The sequence below is a fragment of the Rhodococcus sp. AD45-ID genome (genome assembly GCF_003023755.1).
Classification (GTDB): domain Bacteria; phylum Actinomycetota; class Actinomycetes; order Mycobacteriales; family Mycobacteriaceae; genus Rhodococcus_F; species Rhodococcus_F globerula.
Genome location: NZ_PYHL01000002.1, coordinates 956,597 through 977,493 on the forward strand (window position 1 = coordinate 956,597; position 20,897 = coordinate 977,493).

The 20,897-nt window shown below is 63.1% G+C and carries 15 protein-coding genes; 5 read left to right on the forward strand and 10 right to left on the reverse strand.

All coding sequences use genetic code 11. The annotated features are described in order from the left end of the window. Positions 1 to 8 precede the first annotated feature (8 nt). Positions 9 to 1,832, reverse strand: a complete 1,824-nt coding sequence (gene glsA, locus C7T36_RS20640; protein WP_033234765.1) for a glutaminase A — start codon at positions 1,830 to 1,832, stop codon at positions 9 to 11. Between the two features lie 252 nt (positions 1,833 to 2,084). Here glsA and dxs point away from each other — a divergent pair, with 252 nt between their 5' ends. Beyond that, entirely contained in the window at positions 2,085 to 4,022 is a 1,938-nt protein-coding gene (gene dxs, locus C7T36_RS20645; protein WP_045067438.1) for a 1-deoxy-D-xylulose-5-phosphate synthase, read from the forward strand. A 77-nt stretch (positions 4,023 to 4,099) separates the two neighbouring features. On the opposite strand, the gene C7T36_RS20650 is transcribed toward dxs, so the two are convergent. From C7T36_RS20650 to C7T36_RS20665, 4 genes are all read right to left on the reverse strand, one after another. Beyond that, positions 4,100 to 5,542, reverse strand: a complete 1,443-nt coding sequence (locus C7T36_RS20650; RefSeq protein WP_045067439.1) for a sugar porter family MFS transporter — start codon at positions 5,540 to 5,542, stop codon at positions 4,100 to 4,102. A 158-nt stretch (positions 5,543 to 5,700) separates the two neighbouring features. Continuing rightward, entirely contained in the window at positions 5,701 to 6,171 is a 471-nt protein-coding gene (locus C7T36_RS20655; RefSeq protein WP_045067441.1) for an SRPBCC family protein, read from the reverse strand. 46 nt (positions 6,172 to 6,217) lie between these two features. Beyond that, positions 6,218 to 7,231 carry an iron-siderophore ABC transporter substrate-binding protein gene (locus tag C7T36_RS20660; protein ID WP_045067442.1) on the reverse strand — a complete coding sequence of 338 codons (1,014 nt, stop codon included), beginning with the start codon at positions 7,229 to 7,231 and terminating at the stop codon, positions 6,218 to 6,220. 49 nt (positions 7,232 to 7,280) lie between these two features. Continuing rightward, entirely contained in the window at positions 7,281 to 8,618 is a 1,338-nt protein-coding gene (locus C7T36_RS20665; protein ID WP_052683556.1) for a lipase family protein, read from the reverse strand. 339 nt (positions 8,619 to 8,957) lie between these two features. Between C7T36_RS20665 and C7T36_RS20670 the strand changes: the two genes are divergently transcribed. Together C7T36_RS20670 and C7T36_RS20675 are read left to right on the forward strand one after the other, a co-directional pair. Further along, complete coding sequence (locus C7T36_RS20670) at positions 8,958 to 9,509, forward strand: TetR/AcrR family transcriptional regulator (protein WP_045067444.1); 552 nt, start codon at positions 8,958 to 8,960, stop codon at positions 9,507 to 9,509. A gap of 167 nt (positions 9,510 to 9,676) precedes the next feature. Next, the gene (locus C7T36_RS20675; protein WP_045067447.1) at positions 9,677 to 11,272 is read left to right on the forward strand and encodes a GMC oxidoreductase; all 1,596 of its coding nucleotides are present in this window, start codon (positions 9,677 to 9,679) and stop codon (positions 11,270 to 11,272) included. 81 nt (positions 11,273 to 11,353) lie between these two features. Here C7T36_RS20675 and C7T36_RS20680 read toward each other — a convergent pair whose 3' ends face one another. The 5 genes from C7T36_RS20680 to C7T36_RS20700 form a co-directional block, all read right to left on the reverse strand. Continuing rightward, on the reverse strand, positions 11,354 to 13,459 hold the full coding sequence (locus C7T36_RS20680) for a 3-hydroxyacyl-CoA dehydrogenase NAD-binding domain-containing protein (RefSeq protein ID WP_045067449.1): 2,106 nt from the start codon (positions 13,457 to 13,459) through the stop codon (positions 11,354 to 11,356). After that, a complete protein-coding gene (locus C7T36_RS20685; RefSeq protein ID WP_033234758.1) occupies positions 13,460 to 14,680 on the reverse strand; it encodes a thiolase family protein in 1,221 nt (406 codons plus the stop codon). It abuts the gene before it with no gap. A 160-nt stretch (positions 14,681 to 14,840) separates the two neighbouring features. Next, positions 14,841 to 16,154, reverse strand: coding sequence for a ribonuclease D (locus tag C7T36_RS20690; protein WP_045067965.1), 1,314 nt, complete (start codon positions 16,152 to 16,154; stop codon positions 14,841 to 14,843). Between the two features lie 11 nt (positions 16,155 to 16,165). After that, positions 16,166 to 17,605 carry a wax ester/triacylglycerol synthase family O-acyltransferase gene (locus C7T36_RS20695; protein WP_045067450.1) on the reverse strand — a complete coding sequence of 480 codons (1,440 nt, stop codon included), beginning with the start codon at positions 17,603 to 17,605 and terminating at the stop codon, positions 16,166 to 16,168. A 62-nt stretch (positions 17,606 to 17,667) separates the two neighbouring features. Continuing rightward, on the reverse strand, positions 17,668 to 18,258 hold the full coding sequence (locus C7T36_RS20700) for a DUF3000 domain-containing protein (protein WP_045067451.1): 591 nt from the start codon (positions 18,256 to 18,258) through the stop codon (positions 17,668 to 17,670). A 181-nt stretch (positions 18,259 to 18,439) separates the two neighbouring features. Between C7T36_RS20700 and hemE the strand changes: the two genes are divergently transcribed. Together hemE and C7T36_RS20710 are read left to right on the forward strand one after the other, a co-directional pair. Then, positions 18,440 to 19,537, forward strand: a complete 1,098-nt coding sequence (hemE, locus tag C7T36_RS20705) for a uroporphyrinogen decarboxylase (protein WP_045067454.1) — start codon at positions 18,440 to 18,442, stop codon at positions 19,535 to 19,537. Next, entirely contained in the window at positions 19,534 to 20,895 is a 1,362-nt protein-coding gene (locus tag C7T36_RS20710; RefSeq protein ID WP_045067456.1) for a protoporphyrinogen oxidase, read from the forward strand. Before hemE ends, C7T36_RS20710 begins: the two co-directional genes overlap by 4 nt. Positions 20,896 to 20,897: the final 2 nt, after the last annotated feature.

Genomic DNA, 20,897 nt, shown 5'->3' on the forward strand with positions numbered 1-20,897 from the left:
TTCTCCGATCAGATGCGTCCTGCGCCGATAACGCTGCGCAAGGTCATGTCGAGTTGTTCGTACGCGCCCGATGCCAGGCTCTCGAGCAGCGCAAGTTTGAGTTCCGGTGCCGCAGAGGTCAGTTCGTTGTACCGCGCAGTCGTGAGGACAGCCACAACCACAGTGGTGTCGGCCCGGACGTCGTTGAGGAACCGGGAGTTCAGGAACATCGTCATCTCGCCGAACGTCATTCCGGCGGACAACGTCGCGATCCGGTGCGTGAGGCCTTGAACGTCGGTGAACGTCGTGCTGACCTGTCCTTGCAGAATCAAATAGAACCCTGACGCCGCATCACCGCGGCGGGCGATAGTTTCGCCCCTGGCATACGTTCGGCTCTCGAGCTGAGACACGAAGGCAGACACCTGTTTCGGTGACAACGCGTCGAGGACGGGGTGATCCTCGATCGACATGCTCGCCGGCTGACGCTGCTGTGAGCAGTGGAGCGTCAGGAGAGCGTCCTCGCACCACGCCATCGCCGCGTCGAGGTCGGCAAAAACCCGTCCGCCGCGTTGCGCGGGATTGATGCTCGAACTTGCCTGTCCGAGAAGCCCGCTCGGATCCACCAATGCCACGGCGCAACCCTTGTCGGCCAGTTGGGTCCGCAGAGCCGTGATCATGCGAATCGCCACGTCGCTCGCGTCGTCGACCCGTCGTACGTCGATCACGACCACTTCGAGTCCTTCGTCCACCGAACCGATCTCGCGCACGGCGGACTCCGCGCCGGTGAACAGGAGATCGCCGTGCAGTTCGTAGATCCGGCTCCGCTTGCCGACGTCTTCGAGAACAGCCTGTTCGGTGGGTGTGCGCCTGACTCGGGAAGGAGCCTGAGTCACGTTGTATCGCGCGCGGATCGACGACCTCGACGCACGCGTCACATGGAGGAAGTGAAGTTCCAACTCCTTGGACAGCGCCTTTGCCGCGGCCACACCACGAACGCTGTTTCCGTGAGCATCGAGTCTGGGGGAGTAGACGGCGATCCCGATCTGCCCGGGAAGAACTGCCATGACGCCGCCGCCGACGCCACTCTTGGCGGGTAACCCCACTTCGACCAGCCACTTCCCGGCGCCGTCGTACATTCCACACGTCGACATGACGCTGAGGACCTGTTCGACGCCGACGGCGGTGAGTGCGCGCTCGCGGGTCAACGGATTGACGCCGTTGTTGGCCATCGTCGCGGCCATCAGGCTCAGGTCGCGGCACGTCACGTCGATGGAGCATTGACGGAAGTACAGGTCGACGGCGTCGTTGGGGTCGCCGGAGATCACATCGAACGAGCGCAGCATGTGTCCGATCGCGCGATTGCGATGTCCGGTGCGCGCTTCGGATTCGTAGACGGCTTCGTTGAACGGCAACTCCCGGCCTGCGTAACGCGAATATGCTGCGCGAATTCGTTCGAAGCGGGTTGCTTGATCTGCCCCCGTCACCAGCGAGGCCGCGGTGATCGCGCCCGCGTTGATCATCGGATTCCGTGGTCGCTCGGTGAGGGGATCGAGGCTGATCTCGTTGAACGGCTCACCGGACGGTTCGACGTCGATCTTGGCGTCGACGGCCTCGGCACCGCGATCGGCGAGAGCGAGTGCGTACGTGAACGGCTTGGAGATCGACTGGATCGTGAAGGGATGCCGGGAATCGCCGATTTCGTAGACGTATCCGTCGATGGTGGCGAGGCAGATCCCGAACGAATCGGGGGCGACGGCAGCAAGTTCGGGTATGTAGTCGGCGACTTCTCCGGCATCGAGTGATCGGACGTCGTCGAAGACTCGGGCGATCAGATCGTCAACCACGTTTCCCATAGGATGACTGTAGGCGGACGAGTTCCACAATTTGTGGTCGCCGAGCGGATGTCTACAAGACCGGCCATCCGTTTTGTCTGTGATTGCAGTCACGGACCGCCGCCCCGGTGGTGCTGTAACTCGAAGTTATAGGTGAATACCGCCGAGTCCGCGTGTCGGTTCGCTGAGTCGCTCCGTAGACTGACAGAACTGTCGTACAGACAGCCGCGGCGCGCACCGGTGCAGCTGTGAAGCACGGAAGGAGCGATCTCGTTGGGTGTTCTTGCCCGCATTCAAGGTCCTGACGATCTGCGTCAGTTGAGCCACGCCGAGGTTTCGGAGTTGGCTGACGAGATTCGTGAGTTCCTGGTGCAGAAGGTCGCTGCCACCGGTGGTCACCTCGGCCCCAATCTCGGGGTTGTCGAGCTGACCCTTGCCCTGCATCGAATTTTCGATTCTCCGCAAGATGCCATCATCTTCGACACTGGGCATCAGGCGTATGTCCACAAGATCCTGACCGGACGCAAGGATCAGTTCGAGACCTTGCGCAAGCAGGGTGGTTTGTCGGGATATCCCTGCCGGGCCGAAAGTGAGCACGACTGGGTCGAGTCCTCCCACGCGTCAGCTGCACTGTCTTATGCCGACGGTTTGGCAAAGGCGTTTGCGCTGACCGGTCAAGATCGACACGTTGTCGCCGTTGTCGGTGACGGTGCGCTCACCGGCGGTATGTGTTGGGAAGCCCTCAACAACATCGCGGCCGGCAAGGATCGCTCGGTGGTGATCGTCGTCAACGACAACGGTCGTTCGTACGCGCCCACCATCGGCGGACTCGCCGATCACCTTTCTGCGTTGCGTACCGCCCCGAGCTACGAGCGGGCCCTCGACAACGGTCGCAGGATGGTCAAGAAGCTTCCCTGGGTGGGTCGCGCTGCTTACTCGGTGCTGCACGGAATGAAAGCCGGTCTCAAGGACGCGGTCAGCCCGCAGGTCATGTTCACCGACCTCGGCATCAAGTACCTCGGCCCTGTCGACGGCCATGACGAGCAGGCCATGGAATCGGCGTTGCGCCGGGCCAAGGCATACGGCGGACCGGTGATCGTTCATGCCGTCACCCGCAAAGGCAACGGTTACGCGCACGCCGAGAACGACATCGCGGATCAGATGCACGCAACCGGGGTCATCGACCCCGTGACCGGTCGCTCCGACAAGACGCCGGCACTCGACTGGACATCAGTTTTCTCCGCCGAGTTGATCGAGCAGGCTTCGCGCCGCGAGGACATCGTGGCGATCACAGCCGCGATGGCCGGCCCGACAGGCCTGGCCGCGTTCGCGGAGAAGTTCCCCGACCGCATGTTCGACGTCGGTATCGCGGAGCAGCATGCGATGACGTCGGCAGCTGGATTGGCGCTCGGCGGATTGCACCCGGTGGTCGCTATCTACGCGACCTTCCTCAACCGTGCCTTCGATCAGCTGCTCATGGATGTTGCGCTCCTGAAGCAGCCGGTCACGGTGGTTCTCGACCGTGCCGGCGTCACCGGGGTCGACGGCGCCAGCCACAACGGTGTTTGGGACCTGTCACTGCTCGGCATCATTCCCGGAATTCGTGTTGCGGCTCCACGTGACGCCGTCACGCTCCGTGAAGAATTGGACGAAGCACTCAAGGTCGACGACGGTCCCACCGTCGTTCGGTTCCCGAAGGGTGCTGTCCCCGAGGGGATTCCGGCGATCAAGCGGCTCGACGGAATTGACGTGCTTCGTGAATCCGACGGCGATCGCGGCGATGTGCTCCTCGTTGCCGTCGGTCCATTTGCCTCCTTGGCCCTCGCGATCGCCGATCGTCTCGACAAGCAGGGCATCGCGGTGACTGTCGTCGATCCGCGTTGGGTTCTGCCCGTCTCGGACACGCTGGTCAAGATTGCCGACAAGTTCGCGCTGGTTGTCACCCTCGAAGACGGCGGGGTGCACGGCGGTATCGGATCGACGGTTTCCGCAGCGTTGCGGGCTGCGGGTGTTCACACCGCGTGCCGCGACATGGGTGTGCCGCAGCAGTTCCTGGATCACGCCTCCCGTGAAGCCATCCATCAGGAACTGGGTCTGACGGCGCAGGATCTGTCCCTGAAGATCACCGGTTGGGTGGCCAGCATGGGTGGCTCCGCGGTTCACGTTAACGGGGATGCGCCTGCACGTGGCGACGCCCCTGCCCAAGGCTGAGTAACGCTTCATACAGATCGGCACTGCTGGAAATTGCTTCCCAGCAGTGCCGATACGTATCTGAGCTGGTGCTGCAATTACTGCACCGATTCGAGTGTGCTGCCTCGTGTTTCCTTTACGAATCTCAGCACCACGAACAGGGACAGCAGTGCCATTACCGCGTAGCCGCCGTAGGTGAGCGACAGATTCCAATCGGCCAGCGACGGGAAGGTCCAGGACACCAGGAAGTTGGCGACCCAGTTTGCTGCAGTGGCGAGACCGACTGCGGTGGCGCGCACACGGTTGGGGAACATCTCGGAGATGAGGACCCAGACGACCGGTCCCCATGACAGCGCGAAGAAGAACACAAACGCGTTTGCACCGATGAGGGCGATGGTGGCGTTGGCGCCGCTGAGTGTCGCGACGGATTCGCCGATCTCGTTCTTTGTCACTGTTGCCGAATGGAAACAGATAGCCGCGGTGCCGAGTGAGATTGCCATACCGGCGGAACCGACCAGCAGCAACGGCTTTCGCCCGACGCGGTCGATGACGGCAATCGCGACGAAGGTGCCGACGATGTTGACCAGCGCACTGACGACGCTGATCAGGAGCGAGCGGTCTGCGCCGAATCCGACGGCCTGCCACAGCGTGCTGGAGTAATAGAAGATGACGTTGATTCCGACCAGCTGCTGGAGTGCTGCCAAGGCGATGCCGAGCCAGACCAGGTACGAGACACCGAGGCGCTTCGAAAAGAGCTCGCGCACAGTGGTTTTGGCCTGCTTGAGTTTGAGAGACTCGCGAATTTCGTTCATCCGGCCGGTGACGGCGTCATGCTCGCCGCCTTCGAGGTCGGAGATGATCTTGCGCGCCCGATCATCCTTGCCTTGAGCGACGAGGAAGCGCGGAGACTCCGGGATCGTGGTGGTCATCACGAGATACAGAAGTGCAGGTACTGCCTCGAGCATCAGCATCCACTGCCAGGCTTCGAGGCCCGCGATCTGATTGCGCGCGCCACCGGCAGCGGCTTGCAGGGCGTAGTTGACCAACTGTGACACCGCAATTCCGAGCACGATGGCCAATTGATACATCGAACCGAGGCGGCCGCGGATAGCGGCTGGCGAGATCTCCGCGATGTATGCCGGCGCGATCACCGACGCAAAACCGACAGCGACGCCACCGACGATGCGCCAGAATGTCAGGTCGTAGACACTGAACGGAACGGCCGAACCGACGGCGCCGACAACAAAGAGCACTGCCGCGATCTGCATGACGCGGATGCGACCGAGTCGATCAGCTAGTGACCCCGCTATCCAAGCGCCCAAGGCTGCGCCGAGCAGGGTCAGGGACACGGTCAGGCCGGTGGCACCTGCGCCGATGTCGTATTTGTCGCGGATCGCTCCGACGGCTCCGTTGATGACAGCTGTGTCGTATCCGAACAGGAATCCGCCGAGCGCGGCAGCGCCGGCAAAGAGAACTGCATGTCCGACGGCGGCGCGTGTAGCGCCGGAACCGCCACTGTCGGTGGTACCGCTGAATGCCATTCCTGCCCCCTCCGGGCCAAGTGAACGATGCCCCGCTGCGTCGTCCGCGTGTAAAAGCACTCTGGACGCTACGCCCACCACGCGCGATTTGGCGGTTAGTCGAGTCTTGTTATCCACCTGAGTTGTTCGGGACATTCATCGGCGACGCCGATCGCGCGTCAGGTTGATGCGATCCGTTCGGCCTTTGCGGCGAAGTCCGCGAGATCCGCAGCCATCATCTTTCGGGTGATTCGAAGCCCGAGGCGCCCGAATACAGCACCGAGGACTTTGGACACGGCCGACTGGGCTTCGGAAACACCGGCGAAGTTCATTTCGAGGAGCGTGCCGCCGGGTGCGGGCTTCAGCGTGAATCCGGACGTGTAGTCCATGCCATTCGAATGTGCTTTCACCACAGTGCGAATGGGCGCCTCGACCTCCACGACCCACATTTCCTCGGATGCTTCCTTGCCCATCAGCTTGCGGGTTTCACGCCACCTGGTGCCCACGGCGTACCCCTCACCGGCAAGCCGTTCGATATGGGTTACGCCGGTGAGGGTGTCGACCGCGCCGTCGAGGTCGGTGACGACCTGCCACACGGTGTCCACGGGTGCATTGACAACTCTGGTCACGGAAGCAGCAAGTTCAGCCATGCGCAGAGCCTAGGTCGTGACACCGACACGCGGCGGTTACTTACTGTCAGCCGGCGCGGTTGGCAGCTTCCGTCAACGACGGCGTGATCTGATCGAGGACCCACGGGGTGCTCAGTACGTTGACGTTGCTGAGGCCGCCGATGACTCTGGTGTCGCTGAGGAAGACCGTCGATCCGCGCTTGACGGCGTCGAGTGCGCTGACCGCGGGAATGCTTGCCGGGTCGGTGGTTCCGTCGGTGAAGCCGACAATCACGTCGGCGTCGATGTCGGCGATGTTCTCGTAGGAGAGCGTCGTGAAGAACGATCCACCGGCATTGGCAGCGCCGAGCTTTTCGACGCCGGGAGCGTTGACAAACCCGAGTTCGTTCAACACCTGCACACGGGGATCCGTCGGGAGGTACACGTTGACGTTGCTGGCGTCGGTGTCGAAGTTGACGACGGCAATGGTCTTTCCGGCGTATTCGGGATGCGCAGCGGCAGTGTCGGCGAGAGTGGTGTCGAGGCCCTCGATCAATGCGTCGGCTTCGGTCGGCTTGCCTACGGCCTTTCCGACAATGCGTGTCTGGTCCTGCCAGGTTGTCTGCCACGCATCGCCGGGATAGGCGACAGTCGGCGCAACCTTGCTCAGCTGTTCGTAGACCGATTTCTCGAATCCTTCGTATGGGGCAAGGATCGCGTCGGGAGTCAGGGAAGCCACGATTTCGACGGGCGGCTCGCCAGTGGCCGGCATGTCGAACAGCGTGGTCTTGTCAACGTCGAAGTATTCCTGTGCCCACGGCATCACTCCGTTGTCGTCGGCCCCGTATGTGTACTTGGGCTGTCCGACCGGAGTGAGACCGAGGGCGTAGAGGATGTCCTGAGCGTTCCAGCCGAGGGTGACCAACCGTTCCGGTTGGGTTTCGATCGTGGTGGTGCCGAAGACGTTGTCGATGCTGACCGGGAAACCCTCCGAGTTCGCCGGAGCAGACGAGGAGTCCGAATCGGATGAGCAGGCTACGAGTGCGGTGGCGGTGAGTGCAGCCAGACCCAGTGCTGCCCATCCGCGAACGGTAGTTTTCATGTAGGAAAGCCTAACCTGTTCCGGCGGCCTGAGAGCGACCTCTTCGGGATCAGTCGAACTGGCATCCACTCACCGGTACTCCATTGAAGCGATCGCGGAGGTAGTCGAATGCGTTGTTCGGGCCGAATCCGTCGATGATTTCCGGACCGAAGTGGTTAACAAAGGTTGTACCGGGTGCGATCGGTGGCAGGTCGTTGGTTCTGAAGGTGACCGTGGCACCGCGTGAGCACCACGACTGCGCAAGGCTGCGAGCCTGGGAATAGGGGATGGTGTCGTCGTTGATTCCGCTGGTCACGAGAACTGGAGACGTAGGCGTCAGGTTGCCGACCTGTTGTTCATCGAGAATCGTTGCCGCTTCAGGGATCTCGTCCAAGTGTGCAAGGAGGGGCCGGCCGTCGACCGTCAGTGCGTCGGTGCGCATGAAGGGGTGTTTCACGATGATGTCGCCGACACATTCGGTGGACAGTTGATCAAGAACCGCGCGCCCTTGCGGCGTGATTCGCTTGTCCAGCGATGTATTCAGGTCAGGATAACGCGCGAGCAATCCGTTGATGTTGAATCCGACGACCCCGCCGATCAGGTTGCCGTCGATCTGTCCGAGTACCGATCGCAGATCAGCGGGAGGAGCGCCAGCCCAGGTTCCCGCGAGATTGAGTTCCGGTGCGTAGCTCGGCTGGAGTTCGGCCGCTGCTGCAGCCGCTCCGCCGCCCTGCGAGTATCCCCAGAAAGCCAAGGGAGTGTCGGAGCCGGTTCCACTGAGAATGTTCGCCGCCCGGGCGGCGTCGAGCATTGCGTGTGCTTCTTCGATTCGATTGACGTAGGTGTGGACGCCGGGGGTGCCCAGACCGATGTAGTCGGTGACAAAAACGCGGGCCCCCAATGCATTCCAGGTTCCGGCGGAGAACAGTTCCTGATTTGCGGACATGGACAGTGGATCGGTTTGGATCAGCAGTGCGTCGGGAAAGGCACGCGATGGTGCGCACTGGTCGCCTTGGCCCATCGTGCCCGGTCCGATGACAACGGTTGGTCGCTCGCCGGTCCCTTGCCACGGCTTCGACGAGTCGATGTAGGTGCCCGTCACCGCGGCGGGCGTGCCGTCCTGGAGTCGTGATGTGTACATGACTCGTTGCGCCGGCGCGGGCCACGGACCGTTGTACGGGGGTAGTGATGCCCGCAGGGTCATCGGCTCAGTGCGAATGACACTTCCGGGAACTTCTGGGAATTCCGCCGGCGGTTGATAAAACTCGGGGATCGCCGGAGCGGCAGCGGCCGGGTTGATCGCGGTGACGGTGCAGAGCGATGTTGCGACGACGGACATGCCGACCAATGTGGCCATCCGGAGTCGTCGAGTGGACGTGCGCCGAAATGCTGCGGACAACTTCTTCATGGAAGCCTCTCGATGCGTGTCGACGACAGCGCACGAGTTGCTGCGATCGACAGAAAGAAGTGTGAAAGACGGTCCTCGGCAGAGTCCCGCGTGCCGGATCGGAACGCCGTACGCATAGGTGCGGCAATCGATCTCGGCAGTGCTCGGAAGGTGTGGTGCGGAGCTCACCCCTATGAGCTACCGGCGAGTAACAACATAGCCCATAATTTCGTGAACTGGGTCACGAACGTGTGATTTCGCCCGAAAATCTTCACGAGTGGTTCGAAAATCGTCGTGACCTGCGGCCTTGTTGCAATCCTGGTTTGGGTGAATCGGGTAGTAATAGGCGATAATTGTCCGGTGCGGTCGCAGCAGAAGATCTTGAACGCCACGCTTCGACTGATCGAGGGTGGCGGGTTCGAGGCCGTCAACATGGCGGCGATCGCTCATGAAGCCGGTGTGTCGCGCCAGACTGTGTACTCCAACTTCGGGTCCCGTGAAGAAGTGGTGTCGAAGGCGATGTCCGATCTTACTGTCGAGATGTTGAGTGGTATCAAGGCTCGACTGGCTACTGTGGAGAGCGCCTGCGAATACGTCGTCGAATTCATCGTGGCGTCGCGGGCCGAGGTGCGGGCGCACCCGGTGCTGACGACGTTGTTGCTTGCCGAGCGGGGTGATCCGGTGTTCTCGGCGGAGATGATGGTACGTGCCAAACCTGTTGCACACGAGTTTCTTTCACCCATTGTCGAGCGAGGGCTCGCAACCGAGGAGGAGTTGGACGGCATTATCGAAATTTCCGTTCGACTGGGTTTGTCGGTCATCGCGTTCGACAGTGAGTCCATCCACTCCGACGACGATTTACGAACCTTTCTCACCCGCTGGCTTCAACCCGCAATGGGTTCCACAGCCTAGATATCAGCTTTCTCTTCAACTTTTCTTGACACTTTTCCGGTAAGTGTCTAGTTTTGGACTCGCTCGGTTGTTTTGTCCATACGGAACTAGGCACTTCCCCCTGATTATCTGGTGCCCCGTGAGTTTTCGCCGCCGGCACATCGGCGATTCACCAAGGGAGCACAGCTATGTCTGCACTGAAACGGCGAGCCTTTCTGTCCGGAGCCGCCGCGGCAATGGCCGCAGTGGCCATACCGAGTGTTGCCCGGGCCGATGCCGGTACCGCTGCCAGAACCGTCGGGGTGCCGCTCACCCGCGAAGAACACCGCGTTGTCGTGATCGGTTCGGGATTCGGTGGCGGCGTGACCGCGCTTCGTCTGGCCGAGGCGGGCGTTCCGGTTACGGTGCTGGAGAGGGGAATTCGGTGGCCGTCGGGCCCGAACGCCGAGACATTTCCCCATCCGGCCAGTCCTGACAAACGGATCCTGTGGCACCAGTCCAATCCGACGCTCTTCGGGAGACCGGTTGCTTTCGAGCCGTACGTCGGGTTGCTCGAGACGGTGTCCGGGGAGAACATGACATCGATCTGCGCGGCCGGCGTTGGCGGTGGATCGTTGGTGTATCAGGGTATGACGCTGCAACCTGCCGAATCCGTCTTCAACGAGCACTTTCCCGAGCAGTTGGACTACGCGACGATGGATCGCGTCCACTATCAGCGCGTGGCATCCATGCTGCAACTCGCAGTAGCGCCGGACGAGTTGGTTGCGAGTCCGAACTACGAGGCAGCCCGTGTATTCGCCCGCAATGCAACGCGTTCGGGGCTTCCGGTGTCCAAAATCCCGATGCCGATCGACTGGGACTTTGCGCTGGCCGAACTGCGCGGTGAGATGAAAGCCTCGTACACCAACGGCGACGGCGCACTGGGCGTGAACAACGGCGGTAAGCACTCGGTAGACGTCACCTACATCGCCGCCGCAGAAGCCACAGGATTGGTGAAAGTCGAGACGTTGCACCAGGTTACCGACGTCGAGCGCGCGGAAGACGGCCGGTGGCGGGTATATGTGAACCGCACCGACACAGCCGGTCAGGTGCTCGAGAACAAGATCCTGACGACAAAGGCACTGGTCATGGCCGCGGGCAGCGCCAACACGACCAAGTTGCTCGTGCGGGCCGGTGCGCAGGGGCGGATTCCCGATCTGCCCGGCGAGTTGGGCGGCGGCTGGGGCACCAATGCCGACCGCATCTACATCTGGTCCGACCCCACTGAGAATTTCGGTAGCACCCAAGGCGGCCCGGTTGTCTACGGAAGCCGGAACTGGGACGACCCGGATTCGGCGTTCACCCTCATTCAGGCGTCGTTCCCGCCGGTGCCGTTCGATGCGCACAGCACGGTGATGGTCGGATTCGGTGTCAGTAGAGACCGAGGCCGGTTTGTGTACGACTCCGCGCGGGACGAGGCAGTGCTCCGTTGGCCGAAGGACGGCGACTCTGCTATCCAGCTAGGCCACATCGGGCCGGCCGCCCACAAGATCGCCGGGAACACCGGCATCCTCACCGACACGAATGCGCTGCTGTCGTCGACGTGGCATCCGCTCGGCGGCGCATGCATGGGAACGGTCTGCGATCTCGAAGGTCGCGTGCAGGGCCAGCGCGGACTGTACGTGCTTGACGGTGCCTTGATGCCGGGTAATGCTGCTGCGTGCAATCCGTCGATGACTATCGCTGCCGTGGCGGAGCGGGCACTCGACTACATTGTGAAAGAGGATGTCGGAACAGTGTTTTGAGCTGCCGCACAGTGTGAACTATCGCGAACGGCGCACCCGGAAAATTCGAGTGCGCCGTTCGGCTTTGTCAGAGCAAGAGAATCAGACGCTTGCAACACCAGGCGCGAGGAAGCGCTTGCCGTTGACGGCCTCGGAGGTGCCGGTGCGGTCCAGGTACGGCGTGATGCCACCGTTCCAGAATCCGAATCCGCCGCCGAGCAGCAGGCAGAGGTCGATGTCCTCGGCTGCCGCTACGACGCCCTCGTCGAGCATGATCTGAATTTCCTCGGCGAAGGCACGACGTGTGCGCTCGAGTACTTCTTCCGAGGTGGACACCTTGTCGCCTCGAGGCCACAGCGCGGCAACCTCGGGATCGACAGCTTGGCCGTTCTCGCCCCAGGTCCAGACGCCGGGCTTGCGAGCCTCGACGAGTGCTTCGAGTCCAGGTGAGCTCTTGAACCGGTCCGGGTACGACGCCTGCAGGGTCTCGCCGGTGTGCAGAGCCACTGCGGGTCCGACGAGGGCCAGCAAGGTGAACGGCGACATGGGCATGCCGAGTTCGGCGATGGCATTGTCCGCGACGTCGAAGGGGGTGCCTTCGTCAACGGCGGACATGACCTCACCCAACGTGCGGGTGACGAGACGGTTGAAGACGAAGCCGGCCTTGTCGCCGCACAGGACAGCAGACTTCTTCAGTGACTTTGCGGTGGCGAAAGCCGTTGCGAGCGTAGCGTCGTCGGTCTTCTCGCCCCTGATGATCTCGAGGAGCGGGAGAACGGCAACCGGGTTGAAGAAGTGGAAGCCCATCACGCGCTCGGGGTGCTTCAGCTCGGACGCCATCTCTGTGATGGAGAGCGACGAGGTGTTGGTCGCGAGGATGGTTTCGGGAGCGATGAACTGCTCGAGTTCCGCGAAGACCTTCTTCTTGACATCCATGTTCTCGAAGACGGCTTCGATGACGAAGTCGGTCTTGGCAAACGCGGCCTTGTCGAGTGAGCCGGAGACGAGGGCCTTGAGACGGTTCGCGGCGTCGGGGGACAGGCGCCCCTTGCCGAGGAGCTTGTCGATTTCGGTGTGGACGTAACCGACACCCTTGTCGATGCGCTCCTGGTCGATGTCGGTCAGGATGACCGGCACCTTGAGCTGGCGGACGAAGAGCAGCGCGAGCTGGCTGGCCATGAGACCGGCACCGACGATGCCGACGCCGTTGACCTTGCGGGCCAGCGAACGGTCGGGCGCTCCGGCGGGACGCTTGGCGCGCTTGTTCACCAGATCGAAGGCGTACAGGCCGGCGCGGAGCTCGTCGGTCAGGAGGAGATCGGCAAGTGCCTCGTCCTCGGCCGCAAAGCCCTTGTCGAGCGAAGCCGCATCCGTGATGTCGGTGGTGCGAGCCAGTTCGAGCAGCTCGACAGCCTTGACGGCGCCGGGAGCGTTGCCCTTGGTCTTACCGTCGACGATGGCCTTCGCACGGGCAATCGCGTCGTCCCAGCCCTGGCCACGATCGATCTCGGGGCGAGCGGGAGTGACGGTACCGGCCAGAACCTGCGCGGCCCAGGCGAGTGACTGCTCGATGAAGTCGGCGGAATCGAGAACGACGTCGACGACGCCGAGTTCGAGTGCCTTCTTGGGGGAGAGCACCTTGTTCTGGTTGAGCGAGTTCTCGATCACCACGGTCACGGCGTTGGCCGGGCCGACGAGGTTGGGGAGCAACTGCGTGCCACCCCATCCGGGGACCAGACCGAGGAACGCTTCCGGAAGACCGAGTGCGCCCGCGTTGGCGGCAACCGTGCGGTAGTGGCTGTGCAGGCCGACCTCGAGGCCACCGCCAAGGGCGACACCGTTGATGAAGGCGAACGTGGGAACGGAGGACTCACGCAGGCGTCGGAACACCTTGTGGCCCAAGCGGCCAAGCTCGAGTCCCTGCTCACGTGAGGTGATCGCGGGAACACCCTTGAGGTCCGCACCGGCGGCGAAGATGAACGGCTTTCCGGTGACGGCGATGGCCACCGGGTTCGCGGCAAAAGCTTCGTCCAGTGCGGCGTCGAAGGATGCGAGCCCGCCGGGGCCGAAGGACGACGGCTTGGTGTGGTCGAAGCCGTTGTCGAGGGTGATCAGTGCAAACGGGCCCTCGATGCCGGGGACCGAGATGATCTTGGTGTACGCGTTCGTCACGACCTCGTCGGCGAATGCTGTTGCAATATCAGACATTTAGTTAACTCCTGCCTGGTAGTCAGCGTGGTTCGGGTTCTCCCAGATGACGGTGCCGCCCATGCCGAGGCCGATGCACATGGTGGTCAAGCCGTAGCGCACGTCGGGACGTGTCGCGAACTGGCGGGAGAGTTGCGTCATCAGGCGCACGCCCGACGAGGCGAGGGGGTGGCCACACGCGATGGCGCCGCCCCACTGGTTGACGCGTGGGTCGTCGTCGGCGATGCCGTAGTGCTCGAGGAACGCGAGAACCTGAACCGCGAATGCTTCGTTGATCTCGAAAAGTCCGATGTCCTCGATCTTCAGACCGGTGCGAGCCAGAAGCTTCTCGGTGGCGGGGACCGGTCCGATACCCATGACCGCGGGGTCGACGCCCTGGTAGGCAAAGCCGACCATGCGCATGCCGACGGGCAGTCCGAGCTCCGCTGCGGTGTCTTCACCGGCGAGAAGTGCGGCCGTGGCGCCGTCGTTGAGGCCTGCGGCGTTACCGGCGGTGATGCGCCCGGCAGGGCGGAACGGTGCTTTGAGCTTCGCGAGGTCTTCGACGGTAGTTCCGGGGCGCGGCGGCTCGTCCTCGGTGGCGAGCCCCCAACCGGCTGCGCTGCGGGTCGCGACGGGAACCAGCGTGTCGGCGATGAAGCCGGCCTTCTTGGCAGCATCGTACTTGTTCTGGCTGTTCACGGCGTAGGCGTCCGTGCGGTCTTTGGTGATGGTCGGGAACCGGTCGTGCAGGTTCTCTGCGGTGTTACCCATCACGAGTGCGCTCGGGTCGACCAGACGGTCGGCGAGGAAGCGCGGGTTGGGGTCTGCGCCCTCACCCATCGGGTGGTGGCCCATGTGCTCGACGCCACCGGCGACAACAACGTCGTACTGGCCGAAGCCGATGCCCGACGCGGTGGTAGTGACGGCGGTCATCGCGCCGGCGCACATGCGGTCGATGGCAAATCCGGGGACGGTTTCGGGCAGGCCGGCGAGGATCGCGGCGGTGCGGCCGATGGTCAGTCCCTGGTCACCGGTCTGAGTGGTGGCAGCGATCGCCACTTCGTCGATCCGCGCGGGATCCAGCTGCGGGTTGCGACGAAGCAGTTCGCGGATGGCTTTGACGACCAGGTCGTCTGCACGCGTCTCGGCGTACATGCCCTTGGGGCCTGCCTTGCCGAACGGGGTGCGAATGCCGTCGACAAAGACGACGTTGCGTTGGTTGTGTGTGGATGGAGCCACGCGATTCCTCCTGATGGAGATGCCCACCACGCGCTGGGCGGATGGGACTTACGGTTCGGCAATCACGGCCAAGCGTCCGGCCTTGTAACAAGCGTACTACTGCCCATTACTCACCGGTAACTTAACGGGTCGAATTGCTCCACCCACACCCGCAACCCCGTCAGGATTCGCCGGTTGCCGCTGCTTCCTCCTCGGCTGCGACCGCGTCGTCCTCTGCCGGAACTACCGAGTTCAGCGCCTCGGCGAGGACCGGCACGGTCAAGGTGCGCTGCCACAATCGGGCGCCGCCGGACGTGAGCTTCGTCTCGATCGCAGCCGTGACCACGGCGATGTCCGATCCCGGCTCGATTGTCCAGTCCCAGCACAGACGACGCACCAGCTCCGGTTGCAGCAGATTTTCGACGGGGACCGATACCTCGGAACTGAGATCCGACAAGGCTGCGCGGGCTGCGGTCAGACGATCGGCGGCTTCGGGATCCTGACGCGCCCACCGTCCGGGAGCTGGCGGGCCGATGTTCGGCGGAGTCTTCGGGGGAAGCTCGCTGTCCGGCAGGGACCGAGCTGATTCCAATGCAGTCATCCAGATTCGTGAATAGCGTCGTTGCCTCGGTCCGCCGAACACGGGCAGCGACCGCAGCGCATCCATCGACCGGGGATCCTTGAGCGCCGCGTCGATGATCGCCGAATCCGGCAGCACTCGGCTGGGAGACACGTCGCGCTTACGTGCGAGATCTTCACGCGCCTGCCACAGCGCCCGGACCGCAGCCAATTGGCGAGTGGTCTTCAGTGACGTGATGTGCGACGTGCGGCGCCAACGATCCGGCTTCGGCTTCGGCGGGCCGGCAAGTCGAATGTGCTCGAATTCTTCTTTTGCCCAATCCAATTTGCCTTGTGCACGCAGTTCGGCTTCCATGGCGTCGCGCAATTCCAGCAGCACTTCGACGTCGAGCGCTGCGTAGTTCAGCCATGGTGCCGGCAGTGGCCGTGTCGACCAGTCGGCGGCGCCGTGGCCCTTGCGAAGCTCGACATGCAACGTGCGTTCCACGATCGCGGCCAGACCGACCCGTTCGAATCCGGCCAGTCGGCCCGCCAATTCAGTGTCGAAAAGTACAGCCGGATACAACCCCAACTCGGCCAGTCCGGGTAGATCCTGATCTGCGGAATGCAGAACCCACTCCAGAGGGTTGATCGCCTCGGCCAGCGGTGCCATGTCCGCGGCGGTGGGGATCGGATCGATCAGAAACGAGCCGGCACCCTCGCGTCTGAGCTGAATCAGATACGCACGGGCGGAGTACCGGAATCCCGACGCACGCTCGGCGTCAACAGCCAAAGGCCCGGTGCCCGCTGTCAATTCAGCGGCAGCCTTCGCGATCCCGTCTGCGGTGGTGATGACATCAGGCACACCGTCACGCGGCACCAGGAGTGGTTCGACATCGGACGTGGGCTCGGTTGCATCATCGGTGACTTCGGACATGATCGATAACTCTACGTCGCAGAAGGCGTCGTAGTTGCGCAACCTTCCCCGTCACTTTCTTCGTCGCCTTTCTCGGCTGCTCCCAGGAGTTCGTCGAGCGCCAGGGCGAATCCTTGCGCGAGTTCGTGCAATTGGGGTGCCAGGTCCGTGCAACTGACAATGCCCACATCTACTTTGCCGTCGAGCGACATCACCGTCACATTGAGTCCGGCGCCGTGAAAGATGGGTCCCAGTGGGAACATTCCCGTAATGCGTGCGCCCAGGAAGTACAGCGGAACCGGCGGGCCGGGAACGTTCGACACCACGAGATTAGACACGACGGGGTGCCGTTCTGCGAGCTTGAGCGAGGAGTAGACGCGCATTGCGGCGCCGAAAACTGCCGGCGACGCAAATTGTGACCAGTCTTGAAGCATGTTTGCGCCCAACGCCTCGTTATGGTTTTTCGAGGTCGCGTTGTATTCGCTGATCGCGCGCAAGCGGTCGAGTGGGTCGACGATCTGGGTGCCCAGTTGCGTGAACATACCGGAGATCTGGTTTGTGCCGGCGCGGTCGGATTTCCCGTGAACCGACACGGGAACCATCGCGACCAACGAATCCTCGGGAAGCTCGCCGCGCTCCTCGAGGTAGTTGCGCAGCGCTCCGGCGCACAGCGCAAGAACGACATCGTTGACCTTGACGCCGTGACGGTCCTTCACGGCTTTCACTTTGGCCAGGTCGAGCTGGGCGAAGGCAATATTGCGATGACCGGTGATGGCGCCGTTGAACGACGTTCGAGGGGCGGTGAACGGCGCAGGCATCGCTCTGCCTTTGCGGGCGCGGGTTACCCATTTGGGCAGCATCGCGATACCGCCGGGGACGAGGCGCGCCAGCCGCGCAGGCCTGGAAATTACGGCGAGGAGGCCGCCGACAGCGATGTCGAGTGTGCCGGCGTCACCGGCGCTCTCGGCTGTGGTGTCTACAAGTGCGGGGGATTCCGGTTCCAGACTGCACAGTTGAGCCAGGATGTTGGCACCGGTAATGCCGTCAGCGGCACTGTGATGGATCTTCGACATGACGGCGATGGTTCCGTCGGCAAGTCCTTCGATGACCCACATTTCCCACAGCGGACGGGAACGGTCCAACGGTTGGCTCGCGATATGTCCGGCAAGTTCTGCCAGCTCGTCGTGGCCACCTGGCGCCGGTACCGATGTGCGATGGCAGTGTCGTTCGATATCGAAGTCGTGGTCGTCCACCCAGACGGGGTAGTCGAGGTTCAAGCGTGAATCTTTCAGCTTGCGCCGGAACGTCGGCATCGCGGCCATGCGGGAGTCCAACTCGCCGAGTAGTGATCGGTAGCGGTAACCGCCCGGGATGGTCGACGGGTCCAGTATCACCAGGCCGCAGACGTGGAGTAGCTGTGTCGACGTTTCCAGGTACAGGAAGGTGGCATCAAGTCCGCTGAGACGCTGCATCTACCGATTTTAGAACGGGTTCTAGTTAGATTTTGGTGGAATGATCAAACCGGCGTTGGGGATCAGTCGTTCTTTCGCGACAATTCTGTTACCCCGGCGGGTGGTAGGCCCGCGGCGTAGGCCAGCACTTCGCAGAATGCCTCGACGTGATGTCCCAATTCCGTTGACGTGGCAGTCCAGGAGGCCCGCAGTTCCAGTTGATGCGCCCGCGGAGGCCCCGCGATGTCGCCGTAGCGAACCGACGTTGTTGCCGTGACCGTGCCGCCGAGCGCTACAAACGGAGCGCTGCCGGCTTCGAGGGCGTCCACCAGCCAACTCCACGCAACTTCGGGCAATAGTGGATCAGCGGCAAGTGATTCATCGAGATCGGCCTGGATGTAGGCGACCAGACGCATGGTGCCGTTCCAGGCTTCGTCCCCGTCGGGGTCGAAAAGCAAGATGAGTCGGCCGAAGGCATCACCTTCCGATTGCTCGGACACGGTGTCCGATTCGGGGTGAAGCACCTCGGCGCCGATTGCGTGGCTGTACGGGGCAAGTCGTTGTGGCGGGCGTATCGGACCGACTTCGATCTCGGACCGGACCTGTGCTGAGCCCATTGCGGCGATTGCGGCACGGAATTCGGCCGGGTCAGCGGTGGATCCGGAAGTTGTCACAGGTCAGGACGTTAGTCGGGGAAAAGGTCCCTGAGGTGGAGGCGCGCCGATCAACTGTGACGTGCTCCGCACAGATAAGTGTGAGCACCGTCACGAAATGTGACGTGGACTTTTCTGCGCGCCGAACATGGCAGCATTGGGAGCGGTCGGATACACATGTTGGCGGAGAGCGCGAGGATTGATGAGCGGGTTGGACAACTTGAATTCAGGCACCATCAGGTCAGCGGAGTACAGCGCACGGCGCGTGCTTCCGGATGCGCCGTTGTTGGCGGCGGCCACCGGTCGGACGCCGGTGCGGCGTCCGGTGTGGTTCATGCGGCAGGCCGGCCGCTCGCTGCCCGAGTATCGCGAGATCCGCGCCGGAATCGGAATGTTGGAGTCCTGCTTCGATCCGGCGTTGGTCTGTGAGATCACGATGCAGCCGGTGCGTCGCCACGACGTCGACGCCGCAATTCTCTTCTCGGACATCGTGGTGCCGCTGAAAGCAGCCGGCATCGACCTCGACATCGTTGCCGGTGTCGGTCCGGTGGTTGCCAATCCTGTTCGCTCGATCGACGATGTCGCGTCGCTGCCGCGCTTGGTGCCCGACGAGGTCGGCGCAATTGCGCAGGCTGTGCGTCTGCTCACCGCCGAGTTGGGTTCGGTGCCGTTGATCGGGTTCGCCGGAGCGCCCTTCACGTTGGCGTCGTACCTGGTCGAAGGTGGGCCGAGCCGCAACCACGAGAAGACCAAGGCGCTCATGCTGTCGGATCCGGCGACGTGGCACCAGCTCCTCGGCAAGATCGCCGACATCACGATCTGCTTCCTGCAGGCACAGCTCCACGCCGGTGTCGACGCCGTTCAGCTGTTCGATTCCTGGGCCGGAGCCCTCTCGCTCGCGCAGTACCGCGAGTTCGTACTTCCACACTCCGAGCGCGTGTTGGCCGAGGTTGCGAGCGCAGGAGTGCCGCGTATCCACTTCGGTGTTGGTACCGGTGAACTGCTCGGCGCCATGGGTGAAGCCGGGGCTGACGTCGTAGGCGTCGACTGGCGTATTCCGCTCGACGTTGCCGCGAGGCGAGTCGGTCCGGGCAAGGCGCTGCAGGGCAATCTCGATCCGGCAGTGCTGTTCGCGGGTCCAGAGGCGGTCGACCGTGAGGTCAGACGCATCGCGGCTGAAGGTGACCGCGCTATCGAGGCCGGCGCCATCGGGCACATCTTCAACCTCGGACACGGTGTTCTTCCGGATACCGATCCGGCGGCAATCACGGCGGCGGTGGAGCTGGTGCATTCGCTGTGAGGACAACGCGTCCGTCGGTAGCGGTGATCGGGGGCGGAATCTCCGGCCTGGTCGCCGCCTACCGGCTTCGCCGTAGCCTCGGAGCGGACGCCGAGATCACGATCGTCGACCACAGCCGCAGGCTGGGCGGAAAGTTGCGAACGGTCGATATCGGCGGCGGGCCGATCGATGTCGGCGCCGAGGCGTTCATTGCGCGTCGGCCCGAGGTTCCGGCACTTCTGGCCGAGCTCGGTCTCACCGACCAGATCGTGTATCCGGCGGGACGCACTCCGTTGATCTGGTCGCAGGATTCGTTGCATCGTCTCCCCGTAGGCACGTTGATGGGCATTCCGGCGAGCGCCGACGCGGTCGAGGATCTAGTCGACGACGCAACCCTGGCGCGGATCGCGGCCGAACCGGAGCGCCGGATCGACTGGACTCCGGGTTCGGATAGCAGTGTGGCCCAACTTGTTTCGGATCGCTACGGCGATCAGGTAGTTGCCCGCTCGGTTGATCCACTGCTCGGGGGTGTGTACTCCGGATTGGCGGAGAACATCGGAATACGGGCCGCATTGCCGACCCTCGCGGCGGCGTTGGACGCCGGAGCGCGGAGCCTGTCGGCAGCCGTGTCGGCGGCGCTACCGACGCCGGCTCCCGGGCCGGTCTTCGGTGCGTTGAAGGACGGATACGGAGTGCTCCTGGATGCACTCCGGGAGGCAGCTGCCGCGCATGTCGTTCACGCGGAGGCCGGAGTCGTGCGCGCCGACGGGAGCCGCTGGTTCATCGATCCGGTCGGCGCGGTCGACGCGATTGTCCTGGCAGTTCCCGCTCCGAACGCCGCAGTGCTCCTCGCTGACGTCGCGCCACAGGTCGCCCGGATCGCGGCTCGGATCGAGCTGGCGTCCTCGGCTGTCGTGGCGATGCGTCTGCCGGGCAATGTCGAGTTGCCGGAGAATTCGGGAATCCTCGTCGCGACGGACGCAGATCTCACGGCCAAGGCATTCACGCTGTCCAGTCGCAAGTGGACCCATCTCGCCGATCGGGGCGAGCACCTCGTGCGGGCGTCGTTCGGCCGCTTCGGTGCCGCAGACATCGTCGATCGCGCCGACGACGAACTGATCGCTCTGGCCCGCGCTGATCTTGCAACAGTGACGGGAATCACTGCGAGTCCGGCTGCGTCCTTTGTCCAGCGCTGGCATGGGGGACTGCCGCAGTACGCACCAGGTCACGTGCAGAAAGTGGCTGAAATCGAACAGTCGGTCGCAGGGTTGGACGGTATCGAGGTGGCCGGTTCGTGGCTACACGGCGTCGGCGTTCCGGCGTGTGTTGCCACTGGCACGACGGCGGCGACACGGATTTTCGAACGGGTGGCACGATAGAG

Bases quoted from the DNA above. Each gene is read 5' to 3' on its own strand.
- hemE (WP_045067454.1), top strand. From the start codon at position 18,440: ATGAGCGGGTTGGACAACTTGAATTCAGGCACCATCAGGTCAGCGGAG.
- C7T36_RS20695 (WP_045067450.1), bottom strand. From the start codon at position 17,605: ATGCAGCGTCTCAGCGGACTTGATGCCACCTTCCTGTACCTGGAAACG.
- C7T36_RS20650 (WP_045067439.1), bottom strand. From the start codon at position 5,542: ATGGCATTCAGCGGTACCACCGACAGTGGCGGTTCCGGCGCTACACGC.
- glsA (WP_033234765.1), bottom strand. From the start codon at position 1,832: ATGGGAAACGTGGTTGACGATCTGATCGCCCGAGTCTTCGACGACGTC.
- C7T36_RS20665 (WP_052683556.1), bottom strand. From the start codon at position 8,618: ATGAAGAAGTTGTCCGCAGCATTTCGGCGCACGTCCACTCGACGACTC.
- C7T36_RS20675 (WP_045067447.1), top strand. From the start codon at position 9,677: ATGTCTGCACTGAAACGGCGAGCCTTTCTGTCCGGAGCCGCCGCGGCA.
- C7T36_RS20680 (WP_045067449.1), bottom strand. From the start codon at position 13,459: ATGTCTGATATTGCAACAGCATTCGCCGACGAGGTCGTGACGAACGCG.
- C7T36_RS20660 (WP_045067442.1), bottom strand. From the start codon at position 7,231: ATGAAAACTACCGTTCGCGGATGGGCAGCACTGGGTCTGGCTGCACTC.
- C7T36_RS20690 (WP_045067965.1), bottom strand. From the start codon at position 16,154: ATGTCCGAAGTCACCGATGATGCAACCGAGCCCACGTCCGATGTCGAA.
- C7T36_RS20655 (WP_045067441.1), bottom strand. From the start codon at position 6,171: ATGGCTGAACTTGCTGCTTCCGTGACCAGAGTTGTCAATGCACCCGTG.